Source organism: Candidatus Pelagibacter sp. HIMB1483 (assembly GCF_052048135.1).
Classification (GTDB): Bacteria; Pseudomonadota; Alphaproteobacteria; order Pelagibacterales; family Pelagibacteraceae; genus Pelagibacter.
The window spans coordinates 99273-123284 of sequence record NZ_JBNAIM010000001.1 but is presented as its reverse complement, the minus strand read 5'-3'; the positions used below and the strand labels follow the sequence as shown (position 1 = coordinate 123284).

Sequence of the window (24012 nt, the reverse complement as noted above, 5' to 3'; positions counted from 1 at the left end):
TAATTAGAAGTATTTGATTTTTAGTTTAATTAAGAATTTTGGCAAAAAATAAATTAATAATAATTTTAATTTTGAAAGTCCAAAAGGATATTTTAAGATATCAAATAATAGTTTGAACCTTTTATAATTTAATAATAAATTAATTAACTTTAAATATTGTAATTGGTTCATAATATTTGATTTATTCTTTTTAAAATAAAAATCTTTATAATTTTGATTTGATGTCCAGTGTTTAAATTCTTTATAAAATCTTCCTCTATTATTATGTGTATAATTTTGTGAATGAATTCTTATATAGACAAGTTTATCTTGGAAACTCATTCCTTTGAATTTTTCCGCAATTCTTATAATAAAATCATAATCTCCAATTATATTATATCTGGCATTAAATTTAAAAATATCAATTAATCTTTTTTTAACAATGATTGTACTAAGTTTGACTGAATAATATTGCAATAGGTCATCTAATATAAATCCTGAGGGTAATTTTGATTTAAAAAATATTTTTAAATTTTTTTTGTTTTCAAAATAGTGAAAACAGTTAGAAAATGCAAATCCATATTCTTTTGATGAATTATAAAAACTTTTTCTCGAACTTAAAAAGTTTTTATCCCACCAATCATCTGCGTCCAAAAAAGCAACAAATTCACCTTTGCACCTTTTAATAGCAAAATTTCGAGCTTTGTATAAATTAATTTTTTTTTTTGTTTTAAAATATTTAAATCTTTTATCTTTTATACTTTGAAATATCTTTGCGCTTTTGTCAGTAGAACAATTATCTATAAATACAACTTCAAAATTTTTATATTTTTGACTTATTACTGATTGAAGTGTTTGTGATAGAAATTTTTCACCATTAAAACAATTAATAACAATACTAATTAATTTTTTTTTCATTTTTATGCTTAAAATATAAATAAAAACCAATAGGATAAAAATAAATCATTGAAAGCCAATTATTAAAAAAGTTTCCACTAGGTATTAAAGGCCATAAATTAATAAATATAGCAGACACAATAATACTTTCAGAAATAAGATTTTTATCAAATTCTTTTTGATTAATTATTTTTTTTTTACATCTAAATATTTCTTTTATTATGTAAATAAAAGCAAACAACAATAAAGAAAATCCCACAATACCATTAGATGTAAGAATTTGTACATATGTATTATGAGGATGGGTTGAGCATCCATCATCTTTTTCTAAAATGTAAATTTTATTTCTACATAAATATCTGAAACCTTTTGGACCTGTTCCTAAAAAAATATGGTCCTTAAAAATTTTAAAAGAAAGCATATAATGACCATGATGATCATGTGAAAAAATATATACTTTTTTAAATATCTTTTGCTTATATTCCTCATATTGCTCCTCACCTTTTCCAATTATCTGTGCATATGACTTACTAAACATTCTGGTTGCTGGATTTAATTTTTCATTAGCACTAAATTTAGGTAATAGAAAAGCAAGTCCAACAAAAGAGATCATCATAATAATTATAAATTTTCTGAGATATTTTATTGAAAAAAATAAAGTGGAAAAAAATAATATTACTAAAAAAAAAGAAGTTCTCTCACCAGATAAATATATAACTACAATTGCAATCGAAAAAAATAAAGAAAAATAAATAGTGTTTTTTTTTTCATTAAGAAAACCAGACATTATTAAAAATATTAAAAAAATCGGTAATGCCCTCGTTAAAAAACCTCCTAGAATTAATTCATCTCCAAAAAAGCTCGATATACGACTTTTTACAATATTATAACCAATTAAATTTTCTCCGGTAGTAAATTGAATTAAAGAGTCAGTGATTATAATTGTGAACAATAATATATAAAAAACAACCACTTTTTTATTAAAAAGATTACAATTTTGTAAAATAAACCATATCGATAATGCAAAAAGTGGTAAGCGAAAATAAAATAAGCCTGATTTAGTATAATCAAAATTATAAAAATTTATTAAGGTAGAAACTAAAGTAGATAAACAAAAAATTATAAAAAAAATTGAAAATCTATTAAGATAAAAGTATGACTTATTAAGAGTAACGATATAGTAAAATGAAAAAATAATTGATAAAATTAAAATTATTTCAGATATTAATGGACCAATTAATAAAAATAAAGGAAATACACTTAAACAATATCCAATTAAAAATTTAAAAAAACTAGTTTGAGAATTCATTATTTAGTGATGCCAAAAGTTCATTTTGAAAATTTTTTTTTGTATAAAAATAGTTTTTTTGAATTTTTTTTTGAATATATTTATAATTTTTTAAAATATATTTAATGGTTTTTCTTAAGCTTTTCTCATCTCTTTTGCAAATAAAAATTCCATCTCTTCCATTTTTTACATATTTAATATCTTCAAATACTATTATTGGTCTTAGTCTTGCTAAAGATTCAGAAATTACTTTTGGAAAACCTTCTATATATGAAGGCAAAATAAAAATACGGGAAGAGTCATAAATGTTAATAAGATTTTTCAGATTTGATATAGAGTCCATATATATTATATTTTTGGAATAAAAATTTTTTTTTATATTATTTTTATTCGTACCTACAATTGCTAATTTGTAATTTCTAAATTTTTCTTTGAAAATCTCAGAAAGAAATATTGCTCCTTTATCTTTTTTAAACCGTCCTACATAAAGAAAATCAAATTTATAAGTATTTTTTTTTCTTTTTTTCTTAAACCATTCTGATGTTAATTCCGAGGGATGTATAACTTTTTTTATATCGACATATGTAAAATTTTTCGAGCAAGATATAATTTTTAAATGTCTTTTAATTAAAAAAAACATAATAAAATAAATATAAAATCCAATTATACCATACCTATATTTGTATTCTAAAAAACCATCACTTCTTAAATAAACAAATCCTTTTACTTTAACTCTTTTAAAAAATAATAAATAAAACAGAATAAAAAAATTATATGGAGAGATTGAAATTAATAACAAATTTAATTTTTCTTCTGAAATTTTTTTTAAATTACAAAAATTGAACTTACTTTTAATTAAAAAATTAAGTTTGTTTAAACTTTTTCTACAAATTAGTTGAACGTCATAATTTTCAATAAGACAAGAAATTATATTGTCTAGATCATTATTAGAGGTAAAATTTTTTTTGGAAAACCAAACTTTATCATTAGTGACAATATGTAACTTAACCATTTGTTTGGTTTTTATAATAAATAATCATTTTTTGAAAGACTTTGGGGTTACAAATTAACATTGATTAGTCTTTTGTTTTCAATTTTATAAATTTTATCACATATTTTCAAATTTTCAGTTTTATGTGAAATTATAATTATTGTTAATTTGTTTTTTAGATTTTTTAAATTTTCAAATATTTTTCTTTCATTTTTTTCATCTAGAGCATTTGTGGCTTCATCTAAAATTAAAATTTTTCTTTTACCATAATATGATCTTGCAATTGCTATTCTTTGTTTTTGTCCAGATGAAATTCTTTTATGTGCTGAACCAACCTTAGTATTTATACCTTCCGGAAATGATTTAATTGTGTCTTCTAGACTAGCAAATTTTAATGCTTCATTTAAATCATCTTTATTATAATTATCCTTTCTATTGTCTAAAATTATATTTTCCAAGATAGATTCATTTAACAAAAAAGCATCTTGAGTCACAACTGTAAACAAATTTTGATATTTTCTTATATCTATAGGCCCTGATATTTTTTTATCATCCAAAAATAATGATCCATTATTCATTTTAATTAGTTGTATTAAAATATCTAAAAATGAAGATTTGCCTGATCCACTTTCACCAAATATTCCCACTATTTCATTTTTATTTAAATTAAAGCTTAAGTTCTTAAAAATTTCCTTTTGATTATTATATGAAAATGTCAAATTTTCTATTCTAATACTTTTTTCAAATACAAAATTATTTTTTTCTTCTGATGAGTCTAGGTAAATATTTTTTTGTTTAATTGAATAATATTCATGTATTTTACTATACGATGGTTTTCCAAATTTAAGTTGTTGATTTGCAACTGCAATATTGTTTATTGTTGGTAATAATCTATAAGAAACAGCCAAATAAAAGCTCAAAACGATTAATGTGTCATCAAAATTATTATAAGTAGTATTCATAAAAATAATTATAAATATAAAAATGATTATTACAGTTTGTTCAAGCAAAGCTCTTGGGTAAGTGCCAATAGTGTTATTTTTAATATCAATATTTTGTAATGAAAGATAATTTTTTTTAAAATCATCAAGTATTCTTGATATATTTCCATTAATTAAAATTTCTTTTATACCATGAATAAGACTATATTTATATTTTACTAAGTTTTCTTTATTTATAATTCTTATTTTAGACCATTCTTTTATAAATCTATTAATTTTTTTTAAAACAAATGCTATGAAGATAATAAAAGGAATAACAAAAATTAAATTTTTAAAAAATCCTGCATAAAAAATTAATAATAATAAACCAAAACTAATGATAGATTCTCTAAATAAATTTATCATTGGTCTTACACTATTTAAACAATAATTGGCCACCTCCTCAGATAAAATATTATTTATTTTTGAAAATCCTTCCTCAACATAAAACAAATAATCTTGGTGAAGAATATTATTCAATAACTTTAAATGTAATGATGTTTTAAACTTAAAAATAAATTCAAAAAGTTTTTTATTTATATAAATAATAAAAATATTTTTAATTAAAAAAATTAAACAAAATGTCAAACATAACATTATTACTAAATTTTCTTGAAATAGAAATTCAGTATCTTTTAAAAAACTTACAATAAATGGAAAATTATTTAATTCATCAGGTTTTAATAAAATTGTTATGAATGGTATTACTGCAGCTATACTAAGTAATTCCAAAAAAGCTTGTAGAATTGAAAAGAAAACAATTAAAAAAAAATTTAATTTTTCTTTATTAGATAGAAATAACCAAAATCTATTAAAATTTTTCATATTTTAATTTAGATAATTTTTATGTTTATTAATGTTTGACGTTTTTCTGTACCAGTCTAAAGAAGATTTTACCAATTTATTTAGTGATTGATGTTTAGGTTTCCAATTTATAATCTTTTTAATTTTTGAAGGATTTGCTATTGAAATAATAATGTCACCTTTTCTTCTTTCTATAAATTGATAATTTATTTTTTTTTTTGAGATTTTTGAAAATTTTTTTAAAATTTCTAACACTGAAAATCCAAATCCATATCCACAATTTAATTTAAAAAAAACTCTTTTACTCAAAACCAATTTTGAAACCTTGTAATGAATTTCTGCTAAATCACGTACATGTATAAAATCTCTGATAGTTGTACCATCTTTTGTGTTATAATTTTGACCATTTATTTTTAATTTTTTGTTTTTAAAAACAGCTCTACATAAATTTAGTATTAAATTATATCCTTTATTTATATTGAAACCACATCTCAATTTTTTATCTGATCCTGCAACATTAAAGTATCTTAAAATAACACAACTTATTTTTTTTTTATTTTTTTCTAAATACTTTTCCAATTTTAACTTTGAAATAGGATATGGAGACATCGGTTTTAAAGTATCTTTCTCACTAACTTTTTTACTTTTATTTCCATAAACTGCGGCAGTAGATGAATAAATTATTCTATTTATTCCACTCTCCAAACATAAAGAAAAAAAAATTTTTCCATTAGAAAAATTATTATTAAAATATTTTTTTGGGTTTAAGATTGACTCTTCATTGTTAATAAAAGCAGCAAAGTGCATGACAACATCAATTTTGTTATTTTTTAATATTTTTTTAACCCTTTTTTTATTTCTAATATCTACTTTGTAAAACTTACATTTTTTGGGCAAGTTTTTTTTTAAACCTGTGGACAGGTTATCTAAAATAATTACCTGGTGACCTTTATCTATTAAAAACTGTGATACACAACTTCCGATATAGCCAGCACCACCTGTAATAAGATATTTCATTTATTTTAATTTAGTCTTTTTTAAAACGCATTATTTTTTTTTAGCAAATGAATAACTGAATAACTATATATCAAACAATATATAAGTAGTATCAAGTAAGTTTTAACACCACTTAATAGTAAGATAAAAGGAATAATATAAAATAAAGCAATTATTAGATTTACTAAAATAATATTTTTAAATCTATTTTTAATTAAATGATGCAAATGTTTTAGATCACCTCTAAATGGATTAGTTTTTTTATAAATTCGAAAAATAAATAATCTCAACATATCTATACCTGGTACCATCAAAATAATGAATATTTCATCTGATTTAAAAAAACTTGGATTGTTGTTATATTGGTTTATTAATATAAAGCCTAAAATCCCACTGATGATAAACGCACCACTATCTCCTAAAAAAATTTTATTTTTATAATTTAATATTAATAAAGAAAACAAACAAACTAAAATTATAAGTGAAAAATTTAAAAAGATACCTTTAAAAATAAAAATCAAAAAAGTGAAAATTGAAAACAAAATTAATTGTAAATTTATACCATCAAACATATTTAAGGCGTTGGCTAACAATGCAAAGGATAAAATTGTAAATGGAATGGAATATTCATCAAAATTATAATCATGCTCAAAAAAGGTAACCTTTAATATATCTATTTTAGAGTCTGGATATAAATAAGTAATAATCAAAGTAGATAAAATTATCAAAAGTAATTTAAAATTAGGCATAATTCTTTTAATATCGTCATAAATTCCAATTACATAAAAAGAAAATAAAATTAATAAAAAGGTTATTATTTCTTCATTTGTAAGATCAATAATTGAGTCCTTTGAAAAAAAATTAATTAAAAAAAATAAAGATACATTTACAAAAATAAAAGTTCCTCCAAGCAAAGATACCTTAATTTTATGTTTTTTTAATTTATTATCAGGCTCATCAAATATTCTTATTTTTTTTGATATAAATCTCAAATTGAAAAAGAAAATACAATTTAAAATAAAAAAAAATAGAATTGTGTACAACGAAAAAATACTACTATACATTAATCAAATTGGTATAATTTTGCACTTTTAAATACTTCAAATTTTTTTTTATCTTTAAAATTTTTAATCAGATCTTTTTCTTTTAATTTATTATAAAAAACAGTTGATCTATAAAAATATAAAAGATCATTCTCAGACCTAAAAACAAGTTTATTTCTAAATTTAAAAATTTTTTTTTGTCTGTTTTTTCTTATATAAGGTTCTAATTTTTTTGTTCCAAAATCAATATAGTTTTCTGCTTTCTTAGGTAGTGTATCTGTTTTTTTTGCAAATTCAGTCAAAGTGTGTGGATAACATGGAGCAGTAATCAGAAATTTTCCATTTTTCTTTAAATATTTTTTTAATTTTTTAAGTAATTTGATTGGATCTTTTGCATAATAAAAAGCGTAACTTGAAATTATTTTGTCAAATTTTTTTCCTAATTTTCTCAAATAATCAGGTAACTTTTCCATAGCAATTTTTTTTACCATCAAATTTTTTTTTATTTGAATATTATTTAATGATTTTCTTGATATGTCGCTGGCTAAAATAAAGCCTTTTTTTCCAATTATTTTTTCTTCAATTTTAACATGTTGACCCATTCCACATCCAACTTCTAAAATAAAATCATTTTTTTTTATTTTATATCTTTTAAATAACCAAGAAGTAAGATCAACACTTCCAAGCTTCTTGTTCATATCTAGCCTGTTTCTTAATTTAGTGGAAGAAATAGACCTATTTTTTACAGCATTATTTATTTTCATAAAACCAATTGTATATATAGCCTCTTTTGCTAAAAACATAATAATTTATGAAAAATATTTTAATTATTGCTGCTCACCCAGATGATGAGATTCTTGGATGCGGCGGAACAATTTTAAAAAATATTAAATACGGTAATAAAGTAAATATTTTATATATTTCAGATGGAGTTGGTGGAAGGTATGGCGATAAATCAAATAAGAAAATATATAAAGAAATAAGTGATAGAAAAAATATGGCTATCAATGCCTCAAAATTTGCAAAATTTAAGATTGTAGATTTTTTAGGATTAGAAAATTTAGAATTAAATAAATATAAACACAACTATATAAATAATAAGATATTTGATATACTAAAAAAAATAAAACCAAATGTAATTTATACACATCATCCAGGTGACAACAATATAGATCACAGAATTACTTTCGAAAGTACTTATACCGCTTGTAGACCAAATGAATATTTTAAAATTAAAGAATTTTATACTTACGAAGTTCCTTCATCTACAGATTGGGCCAGTCCGTCTAATCAATTTTTTATTCCTAAAAAATTTGTTGATATTACAAATTTTTGTAAAAAAAAAAGAAAACTTTTAAGTTTTTATAATAAAGAGCTAAGAAAACATCCACATCCTAGGTCATTAAAAAATATTGATGCACTTGAAACTTATAGAGGTGGAATGTGTGGTGCTAAAAAAGCAGAAGCATTTGATGTGATTAGAATTTTAGATTGAAGCTAAATTTTAAAAATTTTTCTTATAATAACTAAGTGTTAATTTTAAACCTTTATCCAAACTTATTTTTGGTTTCCAATTTTTCGATTTTGCTAATTTTATAGAGGGATATAAATCAAATATTTCATCTTTTCTCAATTTTATCTTTCCAAATATTGGCTTTCCACCTTTACAAAGTTTGACTATCTTATTTATAACATTTCTGACCATTATTTTTTTACCAGAACCTAAATTAAAAATTTTACCAACTTCTGGTCCAATCATCATTTTATATATAAAATTGACTGCATCTGTAACATATAAAAAGTCTCTTGACTGAAACCCATCTGAACAAGCAAAATTTTTATTTTGCAAACATGAATTAATTGTAATTGGTATTAATCTATCTAGAGATTGAAAAGGTCCATAAATTAAATAAGGTCTAATTATTACCGATGGTAATTTTCTCATCTTATTTTCTTTCATTAAAAAGATTGTCGAAAGTAATTTTGATTGACCATATGTAGAAAATATTTTTTTATTTTTTGGTACACCTTTTTTTTCTACATGTGGGGAATCAATTTTTCCGTATTCAACTGAACTCCCAATTTGAATAAATTTAAACAAATTCGATTTATCTAAACAATTAATTAAATTTTTTACGCCCACATAATGTGAATTAAAAGTTTTAAGTTTTTCTTTATGATTTATATTGCCTGCAAAATTTATTACATAGTTAAAACTAATTTTTGATAATTTATATAAATCTTTTTTATTGGATAAATCCCCAATTAAGTATTTTACTTTTTTTAATTTTTTAAATAATGGCGGTTTCTTCCTTGATAATGAATATAATGAAAAATTTTTTTTTTTGCTTAAATAAGCTAAATAATGATAACCTAAAAATCCAGTTCCACCTGTAACTAAAATTTTTTTTTTCAATTTAAAATTTAATTTTTTTAAGTTTAAAGAGATTATTTATATTATCCCTATCTCGTTTAGTATCCATACAATGCCATATACCTTTATGTTTATAAGCTAACAATTGCTTGTTTTTTGACAATTCCTCGAATGGTTTTCTTTCCAAATAAGTTTTGTCAGATTTTATATAGTTGAATATTTTTGAATTCATTACAAAAAACCCGCCATTTATCCAGCCCTCGTCAATTGAAGACTTTTCCTTAAAATATTTAACAAATTTTGAGGAAATTTTTATTGATCCAAATCTCGCAGGTGGTCTTACTGCTGTAAGAGTGACTACTTTTTTATTTTTTTTGTGAAAATTTATTAACTTTTTAATATTTACATTTGATATACCGTCTCCATAGGTAACTAAAAAATCATCATTATTTAAAAATCTCTTAAGTCTTCTTATTCTTCCTCCAGTCATTGTGTTTTTACCAGTATCAATTACTTTGATCTTCCATTTAAATTTTTTTTTTTTAAAGAAATCCTTAATAATTTTTTGTTTATAACCAGCTGCAATTATAAAATCATCAAAACCATAATTATAATAATGTTTCATTATGTGATAAATTATTGGTTTGCCACCTACAGTTACCATCGGTTTTGGTATTAATTTTGTATATTCTGACAATCTTGTACCCAAGCCACCGGCTAATATCACAACTTTCATATCAAATTCTCGAAAAAATTAATTTGTTTTTTTGTAATTTTTAACAAGTTTTTTTTGTCAAAATAATAAGTTTGATACCATAAAATTACAAATTTAATCACATCCTTAATGCTAATTTTAATTTTCCATTTTAAAATTTTTCTAGCTTTGTTTGAGTTCAAACTTAAAAGTTTTGCTTCTTTAAATTTAAAATTCTGTCTTTTTTTTATGATCCATCTACTGTATTTCCAGTTTTTTTGAGCTAAATTAAGTATAGTTGCTACATCAAATGTTTTTCTTAAATCTGGACCAAAATTAAATGACTCACCTGAAATTTTTTTATTTACATTCAAATTATAACCTAAAAGCAAATAACCTGATAAAGCTTCTAAAACATGTTGCCATGGTCGTGTCGCTTTTGGGTTTCTTATTTCAACTTTTTTATTTATACTCCAAAGTTTAATACAATCTGGAATTAATCGATCTTCAGCCCAGTCTCCTCCACCTATAACATTACCAGCTCTAGCAGTTGCAATTTTGATATGTTTACTCTCTTTAAAAAAACTTTGAAAGTAACTATTAAAAAGAATTTCAGCACTAGCTTTGGATGCGCTATAGGGATCTTGACCACCTAATACATCTTTTTCATTATAAGGTCTATGTGTTTCAATATTTTTATAACATTTATCACTAGTAATAAGAACTACAGAACATTTTTTTTTATAATTTAATAAACTCTCTATAACATTTTTTGTTCCAACTAAATTTGACTCCCACGTTAAGTTTGGATTGTCATATGATTTGCTTACTAAAGATTGTGCAGCAAGATGAAAAATAAAATCAGGTTTTATTTTAAAAATTGTTTTTTTTACTTTTAAATAGTCTTTAATATCAAAATAATAATTTTTTGATATTTTTTCTACACCACAGGCATTAAAAAAAGATGGTTTTGTTGGAATATTGTTTGAAATTCCATAAATTTTTGCACCCAAAGAGTTGAGCCAAAAGCTAAGCCAACTCCCCTTGAAACCAGTATGTCCAGTAATTAATATTTTTTTATTTTTATAAATATTTAATTTTTCCTTAAAATTTTTCATTTTTTTAAACCTAAAACTAAATTTTTATATGTATTAAAATGAACTTTGTTTACTTCTTCTACCGTATTGAAAGCATTGTGACTTGTAAAAATAACATTTTTAAACTTTCTTAATTTTGATTTTAAAGGCAAAGGCTCTTTTTCAAAAACATCCAAACAAGCTCCCGCAATAATCTTTTTTTCTAAAAGTAAAATTAGAGCTTGGTCGTTAATTATTGGACCTCTTGCTATATTTACTAACAAGGGTTTTTTTCTTATTAATTTTAAAGTTTTTTTATTTATTAAATATCTCGTTGAAGTATTTAAATCTGTAGCAATAATTATAATATCACAATTTTTATATATATAATTTTTTGATTTAATGTTTACTTTTAGCTTTTTTAATTTTTTATTATTAATTTTCTTTATATCATTTCCAAAAATTTTGCTTTTAAATGGTAATAATAATTCTGCTATTCTTAAACCTATATTACCTAATCCAATTATTCCTATTTTTTTACCTACTAAAGTGACTCCTTCAAACTTATTCCAAATTCCTTTTTTGATATTATTATCATTTTCTAAAATTTTTCTATTAAAATTTAAAATGAATGCCAAAGCTTGTGTTGCAACACTTTCAGTAAACGCTCCTGGTGTATTAAAAACTTTTATTTTTAATTTTTTACATGTTTCTAAATCTATTGAATCTATTCCAGTGCCCCATTTTGATAGTACTTTAAGTTTATTTGCTTTTTTCAAAACATTTTCATTAATCTCATCATCTCCACATAATATTCCGTCAATGTTCTCGACAACCTTAATAAGATCTTTTTCTTTTAAATATTGAGATGTTTTGATGACTTTTATATTAAAATTATGTTTTTTAAAAAGTTTTCTCAATTTTTTATATTCATTTACAAAAGGAAATGCTGTAATTAAAATATTAAATTTCATATTTTTTATTAATAATAAGTGTATATATTGTTTTTACGTGAGTATTCTACAAAAATTAAACTATTATTTGAAAAAATCAAATGAATATAAATCTTCATTCTGGATAGATAGACTTGATAATGAAAGATATCTTGATACAAAAAAATTCTTAGGTTTTGGATCTTTTACTAAAAATAATTTTATATCAAATTTTTTGCACAAAATTTTACAAAAAAAAATTTATGGAAATGAAATATTTAAAAGTGAAGAATATAGAAAATATAAAAATTTTTTTAAAAAACAGAATAGACTTATTAACATAGATAATATTCAACACATATATTTTTTTAGAAAAATCAACGAAAATATAAAGCATAAAATTAATTCAGCGTGTGTTATCGGAGATGGAAAAATTAACTTTTTATCTGGAATGTTATCTATTTACCCTGAAGCAAAAATTTATTCAATTAATTTAAGTGAGGTTCTAATACATGATTATTTAATATTAAAAAAATATAATATTTTAAAAGATGAAAATATTTCAGTAGTTGAAAAAGTAGAGGATTTAAAAAAAACAAATATAAAATTATTTTTGATACCACCTGACAATGCGCACCTTCTAAAAGACTATAATATAGATTTATTTGTGAATTTTTCTTCTTTTCAAGAAATGAAATTTTCTGATATTAAAAATTACTTTGATATTATAAAAAGTAATAAATCTTACTTATATACATGTAATAGATATCACAAAATATTACCAGCTGGGGAAATTTTAAAATTTGCAGATTATCCTTGGGGTAATGGCTCAAAAATTTTCTTTGAGAAATGTGAATGGATTACAAAATATTATTCGTTCAAATATCCTTTTTTTTATGATTATGATGGTGATCATTGGCATTGTTTAATTTCATATAAATAAATGCTAATAATTTAAAATCATTCTAAAAAAAATGAATTATTAAATAAATAAAAAAATGATATAACGAAATGTATTTTCACATGAAAAAATATATTTTATTAATTGAAAAAATATTTTTATATGTTTGTATATTAATCATTACATTTTCATCACTTGTATTTTTATACGAAAAAAAAGATAAGGTTATTACTAAGCTAAGTAGAGCCGCAACCTACACAAACTATTTAGAAGAAGATAAAAAATGGTTTGAAGAAATTCTAGATAATCCTGGTTATATTTTATTTTTTAGACATGCTGAGAGAGAGAAATGGTTAGACGTAAAGTTTTATGACGCAATTGAATTAGAAAATAATATACTAGCTGAAAACTCTTCCTTTAATAAAGCTGTCTGTTTGTCATCAAGAGGACTTGAGCAGGCAAAAATAATGGGAGAATATTTCAAAAAAATTAATTTAAATATTAATGTAATTGTTTCAAGCCCTAGTTGTAGAGCAAGACAAACTGCAATGTTAGCATTGGGTAGAATAGATATAATTGAAAATGAACTTGTTCATTATGGCCCTTGGAACGAAACAGAGGATTTTCATTACAACAATGTAAGGAATGTTTTACTTAGTGTTCCGTATGAAAAAGGGGAAAATACAATTATAAGTGCTCATAACGGTGTTATAGAGGAACGAGTTGTCGATGAATATCCTGCCGGATTTGTTTTTGATTTAAACGAAGGTGGATTTTATATTATAAGTAAAGATGAAGATAAACTTATTGTAAAACATAAATTTAATAATTTTCATCATTTTAGTAAAAATATCTTGAAGAGAAAAATAAATAATTGAGAAATTGGTACAAATATACTTTAGAGGATAATAACAATGAAAACTTTTCCTCTGTATTAGAATATACCTCACATCAGATAAAAAAAGATTTTTCTGATCTTGATAAACTTTTTGAATTTGACTTTTTTAATAAAGATTTTTCTAAATATATATATGAATATTTATCTGAAAAATTATATGGTAGTAACTTATCGATTGGTAGCGGATGGGGTCATTTAGAATACCATTTGTCAAAAAAATTTAATATCACCGCATCAGATATAAATGAAGAATATTCAAAGTATAATAAAAAAATTAATTATATAATAACAGATATTATTTCAAAAGATTTTCAAACAAATTCAAAATATGACAATGTATTTGCACCTGGGATAATATATTTATTTAATGAAAAAGAATTAAATATTTTTTTTAAAAATATTCAAAAAACGATGATAGATAATGGAAATTTTTACTTATTTTTTAGAAGTAATGATAGTGTATTTATTAATTTTTTAGATAATTGTATTTTACCATTCGAAAATTTAATTAAATATTCCCTAAAAATTACCAATAATAAAAAAATCAAGATTCAAAAAAATCATCATGGATTTAGACGATACCCAAAAGAATTAGAAAAAGTAATATATAACAACGGATTTACAATTGTTTCAAAAAAAAAACTCATGTTTCAAGCAGAATATAATAGGTCGAAAATTCTTAGAGTTATTGGCTTTAGTAAAATTGTACCTTTACTAAAATTACATCCTTACATAACAGTATATCACTTAAAAAAACTATTATAACTCTCAAAATATGTTGCTAAAGATTTTAGTGAGAAAATTAAAAGAAATATAGGTAATAAAAAAATATAAAAGATATTTTTAGAACACCATTTTTTTATAACAAAAAAGGTTTGTAACACAATTAAAATCGGATAAATAAATGGAAATAAAATAATGAATAAAAATTCAATTATTTTTTTTTTATCTAACTTAAACAAATTATAATATTGGTGTCTTCCCCATTTCAAATGATGATTGATAAAACTCAAAAAATTTTTTCTATCATTGTGTTCAACTTTGCAATCCTTGTCAAAAAAAGCCTTTAATTTTTTTTTTCTTATTTGACTAAATAAATCTGCATCTTCCCCTGTCTGGATTATTTCATTAAATAAAATTTTTTTTTGCAACAACTTGCTAATCTGAATACTTAAATTGCATGTAGGTAAATGATATGGCCATCTTACATAATGAGATAAATTATTATCAACAGATGTAAACCAAGATAATCTTCCATCTAAAAATTCCCAAAAGTTAAAATTTTTAATTTTAAATGAGGGTAAAACCGGACCACCAATGATAGATGTTTCGGGATGCCGAATATGAGCTTTTAAATGATTTTCAACTAATCTTTTTTGAGGGATTATATCTGAGTCTAAAAATAATATTAAATCAAATTTTTTTTTTTTTGCATATTTCAAAGCAATATTTCTATTTATTGGAATTGAAAATTTTTTTTTTGGTTCATTAATAAATTTTATTGATCCATATCTTTTATCTTTAAAATGATATTTAATACCATCATTTATTATAAGAACTTCTTGAATAAATTTTAATTGAATTTTATTTAAAAGTTTTTTTAAATTTATTTTTTTATCATGATAAAGAATACATAATAAAATTTTTTTTTTTAAGGTTTTTTTTGATAAATCAAGTTTGGCCATTTTTTTGGATTAAATAAAATTGATGTTATTAAAGCACAATTATGTGTGCAATGGCATTCCTTGTTAACAATGCTTTTTACTTGTTTTTTAAATTTTTCACCATTAACGATTTCATTTAAATCATTCTTAGCTACATTGCCAACTGCAGGTAACATTTCACAAGATGAAACATCTCCATTACCCCAAACAACTAAATGACTTTGACCAGCTAAACAAGGAACAATTTGAGTTTTTTGTTTTAAAGTTTCTATAGAAGACTTCCACATATACCTGTGATAATTTCTTAAAATTTTTGCAGATAAATTGCCAGTTCCATAATTATAATTTTCAAGAATATTAAATATATCTTTTGAAATTTTTTCTAAAACCTCGAAGGACGGTAATTTAATTTTAGGATCTAACGGATCTCCACGCAATAAAATAACAGAGTGAAAATCTGCCCCTCTTTTTTGAACTAACTTCATTAATTCAATTATCTCATGATAATTATCTTGGTGAATTACTGAAATAAATCTTATTTTTATATTTTCAATTTTTTTTAAAGACTCAAATGTATCCCAAACCTTTTCCCAACTTTGATTATTTTTTCGAATTATATTATGATTTTTTTCCAATCCATCAAGACTTAAGTTAATTACTATTTCACAATCTCTATTCATTTGTTCAATTTGATCTAGAATATTTTGTTTAAGCCAACCATTTGTTGGAATAGTAACTATTTGTTTTTTAAATAAATTAACTACTTCAAATAAATTTTTTTTAAGAAACGGCTCTCCACCTGCAATATCTAACCAAAATAAATCATTTACTCTCTTTGAAATTTTTTCATAATCAACTGTTTTCAAATCTTTAGGTGGATTTGTAAAATCAACAAAACAATGTGCACATCTAAAGTTACAATGATTTGTTACGTGTAGAATCAAATGTTTAAAATCTTTTTTAAAAAAATAATTTCCATAATGATATAAAAATTTTTGAAAATTTTGCATTCTATATTGTTATATTAACTTATTTTTTAACTTAAAACATTTAAAAACTTGTAAACATACTTTCATCATGTTCAAAAAATTTAAAAATCTCTTACCCATTTTACTTTCTCCCTGAACACGTTCATAATATCTGACAGGAAGATCTATAATTTTTTCACCAATAAATGATGAAGCAAATATTATATTAAAATCACCCCAAATGTCATTTAATTGATATTTGTTTCTAAAATCTTCATATTTATACCAACTTTTTCTTTTAAAACATTTAGTGCCACACAAAACATCTGAAACATATTTCTCTGATATGTAGCTAACAATAATCGAAAAAAAAATGTTTCCAAAGTAGTTTAAAGTTCTCATTGATTTTTTCTCTACTTTATAAATTAATCTACTTCCATTTATTAGGTCAGCATTATTATTTTTTATCGCATTATAAAATAAATCTAAATCTTCAACTTTAACAGTTATATCAGCATCTAATATCATACAATAATCTCCATTGGAATTCCTTACACCAACATCAACAGCTCTTGATTTTCCTTTTCCCAAACCATTTACAATTTTTATTTGAATATCACTATTATTATTTTTTTCTTCCTGCATTATTAATAAAGTTTTATCTGTGCTATCATCATCAATGAAAATTACTTCATAATTAAAACTCAATTTATTTTTAAAATTATCTTTTATAATGTTTTTTATGTTACCTTCTTCGTTTTTACATGGAATTATTATTGAAATTAAAAGATCTTTTTTGTTAACTTTTTTTTTCCTTAAATAATAAATTTTAGAGAAACTAAACAATGATAGGAATGGCAATAAAGAGAATAAAATATTAATTAAATTAGATAAAATTGGAATTTTGATTGGCATTGATATATTTTTGATCTTCTTAGAAACCTCGAAATTTGAAGCCTCCAAAAAAATTCTAAATATATTTTCTGAAAAAAATAGAGAGTCTTTATAATTTTTTATGAAATCCAACCTAGAAAAAACTTTAAATATGGGAAGCCAAGATTTTGAAAAAAAGTTAACTACTAGAATTATATTATCATTTGTAATCTCATCAATTTTTTTCATTAATTTTATTACATCATAAAAGTTATTTAAAGGTGGGATGATTACAATTTTTTCAAGATTTTCTCTTAATTTCCAATCTTCTTTTAAAAAATTTTCTATTTCTACTTTATTTTTCAAGATAATTTTTTTTTCATCACTTTTAAGTTGATTAGTATCAATATGATCGATTAATACATCTTCCCACTTTTTTCGGAAAAAACTTTTTTTTTCATTTTCAAATAAAATCATTTTTTATTTAATCATTATTTTTGTGCAGCAAGAATATCTTTTATTACTTTTTCTATATTATATTTAATCTTCCAATTTGGATAATGTTTTTTGAATTTTTTAACATTTGAAATCCACCATTTATGATCACCAACTCTATTATCTTTCAAAACAATAAAATTTGCTTTGATGCCACTTAATTTTTCAATAATTTCTATTGCTTCTAGTACTGAGCAGTTTGATTTTCTAGAACCTCCTATATTATAAATTTCACCATATCTAGGTGATTTGTAAAAATTCCAAAAAGCGTTAACCAAATCAAATGAATGAAGATTATCTCTAACTTGTTTTCCTTTATAACCAAAAATTTTGTATTTTTTCTTATTTATAGTTTGTTTAACTAAAAAAGATAAAAATCCGTGTAACTCTGCTCCACTATGCATTGGACCTGTTAAACATCCTGCCCTAAACGACACAGTTTTTAGACCGAAGTTTTTGCCATATTCTTGAACCATAAGATCAGCTGAAAGTTTAGAAATTCCAAATAAGCTATGAACACAATTTTGAATACTCATTTTTTCATCTATGCCATAAAAATATTCATGATTTTTTGGTAATTCATATCTTAGTTTTTTCTCAATTAGATTTAATTTGTTGGGGTTATCACCATAAACTTTATTAGTTGAAAGATTTATAAATACACTTTTTGGACAATACTTGTGAAAATTTTGTAGTAAATTTAATGTACCATTTGCATTTGTTTCAAAATCTAATTTAGGGTTTTGGTATGCCCAATCATGTGAGGGTTGAGCTGCACAATGAATAATTATCTTAATATCTTTAGAATATTTTTTAAAAATATTTGAAATCTTATTTTTATCTCTAATATCATAACTATAATGACTATAATTTTTTAATTCACTATTAAGTTTTTTTTTTACCCAAGTGGTATCACCATTTTTTCCAAAAAAAAGTTTTCTAAAATTATTATCAATCCCAATAACTTTAAATTTTTTTGATGAAAAAAACCTTACTGACTCTGAACCGACTAAACCGTTAGATCCTGTTACAATACATATTTTCATAAATTTGCTATTTAATTTAAGCCCATTTAAATATATAAAAATCTTTTATGATCAAGAACAAAAAAAACATTATTTTTTCAATTTTTATATTAATAGTGTTGCAGTTTATCTTTATTCGATTTTACGGTGATTTTCATTCCCTATTTATGTATAATGTTAAATATTATTCTTATAATCTTTTTCAAAATGATTTTTATCTTCAAAATTCGTTAAGTCTTAAAACAAGTATTTTATATCCAATACTAAAAACCTTAAAAATTAATTTATCTAATGACTTTATAGCATTTTCAATTCATCTTTTATTTTCGGCTTTTAATGGTTTTTTAATATTTAAAATAATTAAAAATCATTTTCATATTACAGATATTGAAAATATCTTATTAGTCGCGTTAGTTATTATCTCTATTGATAATTTTTTTATAGAAGCTAACAGAGGAAGTTGGATAATATCTCATACAAATTGTCCAACTTATTTTGCAAAAACTTTTGCTCTGTTGAGTGTTTATCTATTGTTAGAAAAAAAAATATTCTATTCAATTTTAAGTTTAAGTTTTACTTTGCTAATGCATATTAAAGTTGGCTGGGTATTGGTGCCAATATTTTTCCTATTCTTAATATCAGAAAAAGATATTAGAAATAAATCTTTTTATATAGTTCTTCCCTTAATATGTGCCTTATTTTTATCAACTAAAGAAGAATTAGTAAGTAGTTATGAAATAAGAAAAAATCTTTTTGAAATAGCTCTAGATAGAGATCAAATTGAGGGTGCCTTTAAATTCCAACCACTCTATAAAAATATTTCTTTATTTGTTTCTTTTATTGTATTTTATTTTTTAAACAAAAATGAAACACACTTAAAAAAATTTAATTTTGTATTATTATTCATTTCTTCAAGTTTATTTATATTTAATATTATATATGTTGAATATTTGAATAAATTTATTCCTGATCCAAGAATAATAATATTGGGCATACCTAGAGCATTAGAATTATATGAAACTTTTTTTTGGTTATTGGTATTAAAGAAAATTTTAAGCCTTAAAACATTAAATAATATAAAAATTTTTTTTATTACAGGATTATTTTTTTTATTAATTTATACAATAAAATCTTTACTAATTAGTTTGCTCATATTTATTTTTTGTATTTTTTTATATTTTTTAAATAATTCAGATAAGCTAAAAAAAATAATTAAAATAAATGTTTTTCAAACATATGTGATTTGTTTGTTAATGATTTTTTTAAGTCAAAGTTACTTATCAATAAAGAAGATCAATAACGAAATAGACACTTATACATTTTCAAAAACTGGTAAATGGACAATCCAAGATTTAATAAAAGATAACACTTTTAGACTTGATAGTGCTTTGGAAATAAAAAAATGTAATGACTTTATTTTAGAAGATATAGATGTTTCGGAGAAAGTAACCAATTATGTTGCAAATAAATCAAGGCTATTTGGTAACGTGCATTATAATTATATCAGTTCAAATTTTTTAAATGAACATTTTAAAAGAAATAAATTAAAAACTGAGCTTTATAGTAATATTAATAATAAAAAGAATTTAAATGAAGAAGTAATACAAAAACTTGAATTTTATAAAGCAGTTTTATTATCAACAAATATTACTGCAGAACTGATAAATTATGATAACAAAATATATCTCAAAAATAATGATGTTCTAACAGTCTTTGATGATCAAAGTTTTATAGAGTTAAAAAAGTGTCTTAAGGTCTCTTAAATAATTTTTTCCAGTTTTTCATATATTTTTTTTCAAAATAAAAATTGTATTTATTTATATTATTGTTTTTAGAATTAAGTAATTTTTGAAGATCTTTATAATTTATAAAATTAAAATTATTTTTAAAATTATTTTTAAGCTTGAATGGTGATAAATCTAAATTAAAAAAATCCAAAAAAATTAATATATTATTTTTTACTAAAGATATTTCTGCAGATGCAGCTGTAGAGTTTGTAGAAATAATTACTTCAAAATTATTTAATATCTCTTTTAAACTTTTTCTAGTTACATAAATTTTTGGACTTAAAAAACTTAAATCATAAAAAGTCGATGGATGTGGTTTATAAGTAATAGAATACTTAAAGTTATTTAAATCTTTCAGAGAAAATTCATTAACAATATTTATTAAATTCAAATTTATATTTTTTTCGTAATCACCAATTACTAAAATTTTTTTTCTTTTTTTGGGAGGATTTACTCTTTTCAAATTTATGGTCCATCTAAACCTCTCTGCAGATACTTTGATTAATTGTTTCGGTTTATAACCTTGATTTAATAAATATTTTCTACAATTTTCAGAGTGACACAAAATTGTTTCAGGTAAATAATTGTTTAAATAATTTTTATTGTCAGTTTTTGTATTAAAATAATTCAAATGCCAATAGTTTATAGTGGTATGTGAATAAGCATAAATTTTTTTTATTTTTAAACTTCTACATCTAAAAATAAGAGATTTTTCCCACGGCTGGTTTTCAAATAAATATAGAATTTTATTATTATTGGTGTTCATTTTTTCTAGAAAATTTTGAATTAAATAATGGTAAGTCAAATTTTGTAATAAATGAAAACAACACAAAGATTTTTTGATATCATCTTTAAGGAAAATCAACTTATCATTGTCATTTTTTTTATTACATTTTAACTTTTTTACAAAAAAATAAAATTTATATAATGATATTGAAAAAGTTTTTAATATTTTAAATAAAATATTTAAATTCAAAAAATTATTTACAAACAAAATATTATTTATCTTTTTATTTTTTATAAATTTATTTATTTGGTGAATATTTTTAAATTCTTTATTGGGTAAAAATATATTTATCCAAAACGTATCATTTGACTCATAAGTTTCATTTGGCCATTGTTTTGGATGAAATTTGCCTTGTTCCAGTTTCTTTTGATCATATTGAGTAAAATAATTAAAAAAAATTGATTGCATTTTTATTTTTTCAATATTTGCAAAACCTCTAAAACTTAAATTCTTCAATATAAACAATGCAAAATAAAGAATGCTTAAAATGATTGAGTTATTTATTTTTGAAAGAATCTGTTCTTTAAATGTTTTCTTATTTTTTTTTATAAAAAATATTTCAAAATTATTATTCTTATATATTTCTGTTTTTTTAAATTTATAAATAAATATTTCATCAAAATTTTTAAGAATAATTTTTTTTGAATTATTTTTTTTTAATATTTTTTTGATTGCTATAAATTTTGTTAAATTAAGTATACTATCTGATTTATATACATTTTTTTCGTTTACCAAACTCAAGTCCCAAATACTAAAATCTTTATCAAACCTTAAAAATTTTTTAAATTTTAAATCATTTATTTTTTGACTTTTAATTGAGGAGATAAATAAAATAATTTCATTTTTTATTTCTTCAGATTTTTTTTCAAAATATTCTTTTAAAGGATAAATTTTAATAGTATTTTTATCGTTAACTATTTCAATAGTTTCGATATTTTTTAACATCACAATTTAAAGTTTATTTTGATACCAGTGAGCTAAAGTATGATTAATAATTAATTGAATATCCTCTACTGGACCATATTCCATTTTTTTTGTTTTTATGTGAATAAATGAATCAGAAATCTTTTTAATTTTTCCTCCATCAAAACCAACGATTGATAAAATTGTTCCTTTATTTTTTTTTACCCATTTAGCTGCCTCAATTAGATTTTTTGAATTTCCTGATGCTGAAAGAATTAAAATCGCATCTTTTTTTGGTCTAAAATGTATCTTTAGTTGATTGAGAAAAATTTTTTCATACCCAACATCATTCCCTATCGCAGTTAACACTGATTGATTTTCATTTAAACAAACAAACTTAAAAGGTCTTTTTTTTGTTTTTTTGTAAATATCAAAACCAAGATCATTAGAGATCGTGATTGCAGTAGATGCTGCACCTCCATTTCCAAAAACAAATATATTAGAATTTTGCTTTCTTAAATTTTGTAATTTTTTTTCGAAATCAATTAATTGTTTTTTATCTAGTTTTTTAAGCACTAGATTCAAATAATCTGCATACTTTTGAAAATAGTCATAATAGTTAATTTTGTTTTTATAGATTTTTTTTAAATAGCTCATTTAATTTAATCAATTATCCGATTTGTAGATTTTTTCAATTACTTCCATTGCATTTAGTGCTTGTAAACTTGAACCTATCTTAACTTTATTGTTGTTTTTTATCAGTTTTGCAAAATCTTTTATTTCATCTCTCCAAGAGTTATCGTTTTTGAATGTAAAATATTTTTTCTTTACACCATTTTTAAGTTTATTTAAAATAATTAGCTGTTCTTTTCCATAACTTTTGGTACTGGATAAAATTCCACTTAATATCAACATTCCTTTTTGACATGTTATTTCTAGGCTAAATTTATGTTCCCATTGTGTTGCAGTTGAATGAATAGAGGCGATAACTCCTTTTTTATCTCTCATAATACTAAAGGCATTATCCTCAACATCATATTTCCAAAATTTATTTGAAATAAAGCTTTTAAATTTATTAAAATTACCATGAAAAAATAGGATTAAGTCTATCAAATGAATTCCTTGATCAAGTAAAATGCCTCCTCCAGCATATTTTTTTTTAGCTCTCCATTCATTTTTATTAAATGTTACTATCTTACTTTTCCCATATACTGCTCTTATATTTATAATTTTTCCTAATTGTTTGCTGTTTAGTATTTCTTTAGCTTTCATCACAGATCCATGATATCTATGATTAAATCCATATTTTAACTTTAATTTTTTAAATTTTTTTTCTAAATTTATAACACTTTTTAAATCTCTAACATTTTTTGCTGGAGGTTTTTCACAAAAGACATGCAATTTTTTTTTTAGGGCATTTTTAGTAACTATTGGTGCTAGGTAATTTGGTAGGGTTATAAAAACAACATCTAAATCTTTTTTATTAAGTAAATCTAAGTAGTTTTGAAAGTAAATAATATCCTTTTTTTGATAATTTTTTTCAAATAAAACATCTGAAATATACTTAACTAAATATTTCTTGTTTTTTTCAAGAAAAAAATGTCTTCGTTTTCCAACAACTCCATAACCAATAATACCGGTTATAATTTTTTTCATA

General features: G+C 22.1%; 23 protein-coding genes. 5 read left to right on the top strand and 18 right to left on the bottom strand.

Features of this window, described 5'->3' with window-relative positions; genetic code table 11:
• Positions 1 to 3: 3 nt before the first annotated feature.
• From ACTTAV_RS00660 to ACTTAV_RS00630, 7 genes are all read right to left on the bottom strand, one after another.
• The gene (locus tag ACTTAV_RS00660) at positions 4 to 897 is read right to left on the bottom strand and encodes a glycosyltransferase family 2 protein (protein WP_440669512.1); all 894 of its coding nucleotides are present in this window, start codon (positions 895 to 897) and stop codon (positions 4 to 6) included.
• Positions 878 to 2185, bottom strand: a complete 1308-nt coding sequence (locus ACTTAV_RS00655) for an O-antigen ligase family protein (RefSeq protein ID WP_440669511.1) — start codon at positions 2183 to 2185, stop codon at positions 878 to 880. Before ACTTAV_RS00655 ends, ACTTAV_RS00660 begins: the two co-directional genes overlap by 20 nt.
• The gene (locus ACTTAV_RS00650) at positions 2169 to 3176 is read right to left on the bottom strand and encodes a glycosyltransferase family 4 protein (protein ID WP_440669510.1); all 1008 of its coding nucleotides are present in this window, start codon (positions 3174 to 3176) and stop codon (positions 2169 to 2171) included. Before ACTTAV_RS00650 ends, ACTTAV_RS00655 begins: the two co-directional genes overlap by 17 nt.
• A 47-nt stretch (positions 3177 to 3223) precedes the next feature.
• Positions 3224 to 4960 (bottom strand): ATP-binding cassette domain-containing protein, encoded by a 1737-nt coding sequence (locus tag ACTTAV_RS00645; protein WP_440669509.1) that lies wholly within the window; start codon positions 4958 to 4960, stop codon positions 3224 to 3226.
• Between the two features lie 3 nt (positions 4961 to 4963).
• The gene (gene galE, locus ACTTAV_RS00640; protein WP_440669508.1) at positions 4964 to 5956 is read right to left on the bottom strand and encodes a UDP-glucose 4-epimerase GalE; all 993 of its coding nucleotides are present in this window, start codon (positions 5954 to 5956) and stop codon (positions 4964 to 4966) included.
• A 20-nt stretch (positions 5957 to 5976) separates the two neighbouring features.
• Positions 5977 to 6927 carry a hypothetical protein gene (locus ACTTAV_RS00635; RefSeq protein WP_440669506.1) on the bottom strand — a complete coding sequence of 317 codons (951 nt, stop codon included), beginning with the start codon at positions 6925 to 6927 and terminating at the stop codon, positions 5977 to 5979.
• Positions 6928 to 6998: 71 nt separating this feature from the next.
• Positions 6999 to 7742, bottom strand: coding sequence for a methyltransferase domain-containing protein (locus ACTTAV_RS00630; protein WP_440669505.1), 744 nt, complete (start codon positions 7740 to 7742; stop codon positions 6999 to 7001).
• A gap of 47 nt (positions 7743 to 7789) precedes the next feature.
• Here ACTTAV_RS00630 and ACTTAV_RS00625 point away from each other — a divergent pair, with 47 nt between their 5' ends.
• Positions 7790 to 8473 (top strand): PIG-L deacetylase family protein, encoded by a 684-nt coding sequence (locus ACTTAV_RS00625; protein ID WP_440669504.1) that lies wholly within the window; start codon positions 7790 to 7792, stop codon positions 8471 to 8473.
• A 9-nt stretch (positions 8474 to 8482) separates the two neighbouring features.
• On the opposite strand, the gene ACTTAV_RS00620 is transcribed toward ACTTAV_RS00625, so the two are convergent.
• From ACTTAV_RS00620 to ACTTAV_RS00605, 4 genes are read right to left on the bottom strand one after another with little or no spacing between them, the layout of a single operon-like run.
• A complete protein-coding gene (locus tag ACTTAV_RS00620) occupies positions 8483 to 9394 on the bottom strand; it encodes an NAD-dependent epimerase/dehydratase family protein (protein WP_440669503.1) in 912 nt (303 codons plus the stop codon).
• Position 9395: 1 nt separating this feature from the next.
• On the bottom strand, positions 9396 to 10088 hold the full coding sequence (locus tag ACTTAV_RS00615) for a sugar phosphate nucleotidyltransferase (RefSeq protein ID WP_440669501.1): 693 nt from the start codon (positions 10086 to 10088) through the stop codon (positions 9396 to 9398).
• A complete protein-coding gene (gene rfbG, locus ACTTAV_RS00610; RefSeq protein WP_440669500.1) occupies positions 10085 to 11164 on the bottom strand; it encodes a CDP-glucose 4,6-dehydratase in 1080 nt (359 codons plus the stop codon). The genes ACTTAV_RS00615 and rfbG overlap by 4 nt, the downstream gene beginning before the upstream one ends.
• Positions 11161 to 12096 (bottom strand): NAD(P)-dependent oxidoreductase, encoded by a 936-nt coding sequence (locus ACTTAV_RS00605; RefSeq protein WP_440669499.1) that lies wholly within the window; start codon positions 12094 to 12096, stop codon positions 11161 to 11163. Before ACTTAV_RS00605 ends, rfbG begins: the two co-directional genes overlap by 4 nt.
• A gap of 37 nt (positions 12097 to 12133) precedes the next feature.
• Here ACTTAV_RS00605 and ACTTAV_RS00600 point away from each other — a divergent pair, with 37 nt between their 5' ends.
• The 3 genes from ACTTAV_RS00600 (at position 12134) to ACTTAV_RS00590 (ending at position 14618) form a co-directional block, all read left to right on the top strand.
• Positions 12134 to 12997 (top strand): putative sugar O-methyltransferase, encoded by an 864-nt coding sequence (locus ACTTAV_RS00600; RefSeq protein ID WP_440669498.1) that lies wholly within the window; start codon positions 12134 to 12136, stop codon positions 12995 to 12997.
• Positions 12998 to 13077: 80 nt separating this feature from the next.
• On the top strand, positions 13078 to 13833 hold the full coding sequence (locus ACTTAV_RS00595; protein WP_440669497.1) for a histidine phosphatase family protein: 756 nt from the start codon (positions 13078 to 13080) through the stop codon (positions 13831 to 13833).
• Positions 13830 to 14618, top strand: a complete 789-nt coding sequence (locus ACTTAV_RS00590; protein WP_440669496.1) for a class I SAM-dependent methyltransferase — start codon at positions 13830 to 13832, stop codon at positions 14616 to 14618. The genes ACTTAV_RS00595 and ACTTAV_RS00590 overlap by 4 nt, the downstream gene beginning before the upstream one ends.
• Here ACTTAV_RS00590 and ACTTAV_RS00585 read toward each other — a convergent pair.
• The 4 genes from ACTTAV_RS00585 to ACTTAV_RS00570 are packed head-to-tail and all read right to left on the bottom strand — an operon-like array spanning position 14597 to position 18899.
• Positions 14597 to 15538, bottom strand: coding sequence for a glycosyltransferase (locus ACTTAV_RS00585; RefSeq protein ID WP_440669494.1), 942 nt, complete (start codon positions 15536 to 15538; stop codon positions 14597 to 14599). The genes ACTTAV_RS00590 and ACTTAV_RS00585 overlap by 22 nt on opposite strands.
• The gene (locus ACTTAV_RS00580) at positions 15505 to 16527 is read right to left on the bottom strand and encodes a radical SAM/SPASM domain-containing protein (protein ID WP_440669492.1); all 1023 of its coding nucleotides are present in this window, start codon (positions 16525 to 16527) and stop codon (positions 15505 to 15507) included. The genes ACTTAV_RS00585 and ACTTAV_RS00580 overlap by 34 nt, the downstream gene beginning before the upstream one ends.
• A 9-nt stretch (positions 16528 to 16536) precedes the next feature.
• A complete protein-coding gene (locus tag ACTTAV_RS00575) occupies positions 16537 to 17835 on the bottom strand; it encodes a glycosyltransferase family 2 protein (RefSeq protein WP_440669491.1) in 1299 nt (432 codons plus the stop codon).
• 14 nt (positions 17836 to 17849) lie between these two features.
• Positions 17850 to 18899, bottom strand: coding sequence for an NAD-dependent epimerase/dehydratase family protein (locus ACTTAV_RS00570; RefSeq protein WP_440669489.1), 1050 nt, complete (start codon positions 18897 to 18899; stop codon positions 17850 to 17852).
• A 146-nt stretch (positions 18900 to 19045) separates the two neighbouring features.
• Here ACTTAV_RS00570 and ACTTAV_RS00565 point away from each other — a divergent pair, with 146 nt between their 5' ends.
• Positions 19046 to 20641 carry a hypothetical protein gene (locus ACTTAV_RS00565; protein ID WP_440669487.1) on the top strand — a complete coding sequence of 532 codons (1596 nt, stop codon included), beginning with the start codon at positions 19046 to 19048 and terminating at the stop codon, positions 20639 to 20641.
• Here the strand turns inward: ACTTAV_RS00565 and ACTTAV_RS00560 are convergent.
• From ACTTAV_RS00560 to ACTTAV_RS00550, 3 genes are read right to left on the bottom strand one after another with little or no spacing between them, the layout of a single operon-like run.
• Complete coding sequence (locus ACTTAV_RS00560) at positions 20628 to 22397, bottom strand: hypothetical protein (RefSeq protein WP_440669485.1); 1770 nt, start codon at positions 22395 to 22397, stop codon at positions 20628 to 20630. The two genes, ACTTAV_RS00565 and ACTTAV_RS00560, sit on opposite strands and share 14 nt — an antisense overlap.
• A 6-nt stretch (positions 22398 to 22403) precedes the next feature.
• Positions 22404 to 23012 carry an SIS domain-containing protein gene (locus tag ACTTAV_RS00555; RefSeq protein ID WP_440669484.1) on the bottom strand — a complete coding sequence of 203 codons (609 nt, stop codon included), beginning with the start codon at positions 23010 to 23012 and terminating at the stop codon, positions 22404 to 22406.
• Positions 23013 to 23021: 9 nt separating this feature from the next.
• Positions 23022 to 24011, bottom strand: coding sequence for a Gfo/Idh/MocA family protein (locus ACTTAV_RS00550; RefSeq protein ID WP_440669483.1), 990 nt, complete (start codon positions 24009 to 24011; stop codon positions 23022 to 23024).
• Position 24012: the final 1 nt, after the last annotated feature.

Excerpts from the sequence above, each read along its gene's own strand:
- ACTTAV_RS00660 (WP_440669512.1), bottom strand. The coding sequence starts at position 897 with ATGAAAAAAAAATTAATTAGTATTGTTATTAATTGTTTTAATGGTGAA.
- ACTTAV_RS00655 (WP_440669511.1), bottom strand. The coding sequence starts at position 2,185 with ATGAATTCTCAAACTAGTTTTTTTAAATTTTTAATTGGATATTGTTTA.
- ACTTAV_RS00650 (WP_440669510.1), bottom strand. The coding sequence starts at position 3,176 with ATGGTTAAGTTACATATTGTCACTAATGATAAAGTTTGGTTTTCCAAA.
- ACTTAV_RS00645 (WP_440669509.1), bottom strand. The coding sequence starts at position 4,960 with ATGAAAAATTTTAATAGATTTTGGTTATTTCTATCTAATAAAGAAAAA.
- galE (WP_440669508.1), bottom strand. The coding sequence starts at position 5,956 with ATGAAATATCTTATTACAGGTGGTGCTGGCTATATCGGAAGTTGTGTA.
- ACTTAV_RS00630 (WP_440669505.1), bottom strand. The coding sequence starts at position 7,742 with ATGAAAATAAATAATGCTGTAAAAAATAGGTCTATTTCTTCCACTAAA.
- ACTTAV_RS00625 (WP_440669504.1), top strand. The coding sequence starts at position 7,790 with ATGAAAAATATTTTAATTATTGCTGCTCACCCAGATGATGAGATTCTT.
- ACTTAV_RS00615 (WP_440669501.1), bottom strand. The coding sequence starts at position 10,088 with ATGAAAGTTGTGATATTAGCCGGTGGCTTGGGTACAAGATTGTCAGAA.
- rfbG (WP_440669500.1), bottom strand. The coding sequence starts at position 11,164 with ATGAAAAATTTTAAGGAAAAATTAAATATTTATAAAAATAAAAAAATA.
- ACTTAV_RS00605 (WP_440669499.1), bottom strand. The coding sequence starts at position 12,096 with ATGAAATTTAATATTTTAATTACAGCATTTCCTTTTGTAAATGAATAT.
- ACTTAV_RS00595 (WP_440669497.1), top strand. The coding sequence starts at position 13,078 with ATGAAAAAATATATTTTATTAATTGAAAAAATATTTTTATATGTTTGT.
- ACTTAV_RS00585 (WP_440669494.1), bottom strand. The coding sequence starts at position 15,538 with ATGGCCAAACTTGATTTATCAAAAAAAACCTTAAAAAAAAAAATTTTA.
- ACTTAV_RS00580 (WP_440669492.1), bottom strand. The coding sequence starts at position 16,527 with ATGCAAAATTTTCAAAAATTTTTATATCATTATGGAAATTATTTTTTT.
- ACTTAV_RS00575 (WP_440669491.1), bottom strand. The coding sequence starts at position 17,835 with ATGATTTTATTTGAAAATGAAAAAAAAAGTTTTTTCCGAAAAAAGTGG.
- ACTTAV_RS00570 (WP_440669489.1), bottom strand. The coding sequence starts at position 18,899 with ATGAAAATATGTATTGTAACAGGATCTAACGGTTTAGTCGGTTCAGAG.
- ACTTAV_RS00565 (WP_440669487.1), top strand. The coding sequence starts at position 19,046 with ATGTATAATGTTAAATATTATTCTTATAATCTTTTTCAAAATGATTTT.
- ACTTAV_RS00560 (WP_440669485.1), bottom strand. The coding sequence starts at position 22,397 with ATGTTAAAAAATATCGAAACTATTGAAATAGTTAACGATAAAAATACT.
- ACTTAV_RS00555 (WP_440669484.1), bottom strand. The coding sequence starts at position 23,012 with ATGAGCTATTTAAAAAAAATCTATAAAAACAAAATTAACTATTATGAC.
- ACTTAV_RS00550 (WP_440669483.1), bottom strand. The coding sequence starts at position 24,011 with ATGAAAAAAATTATAACCGGTATTATTGGTTATGGAGTTGTTGGAAAA.